The organism is Halohasta sp. A2, from assembly GCF_056175805.1.
The window spans coordinates 1-255 of the sequence record NZ_JAQFWV010000294.1; the positions used below are offsets into that span (position 1 = coordinate 1).

Sequence of the window (255 nt, forward strand, 5' to 3'; positions counted from 1 at the left end):
CGCAGATGACCGTTCCCGCGACGTCCTCGCCGTGTACTTCTGCGGTAACATCACTTCCACGACTCTCTCTTACGGCGTAGAGCGTGTACTCGCTCGTCCGAAACGTCCAGATCCACGCTTGCTCACCTTCTCGTTTGATCCCGGTTTCGTCAACGTGAACGATCGCTGCTTGCTGAATCTGTCTCCGAACCTGTTCGTATTCACAGCGACCGGCGAGCGCAGCGCGCTCGGTCGCGTGCCACGCGGACGCGCCCG

The 255-nt window shown here is 60.8% G+C and carries 1 protein-coding gene; it reads right to left on the bottom strand.

Translation table 11 applies throughout. The features are described 5' to 3' along the window. Window positions 1–255 (bottom strand): IS66 family transposase (locus tag O2S87_RS19195; RefSeq protein WP_475410260.1); only part of this gene is annotated, 255 nt, incomplete at both ends.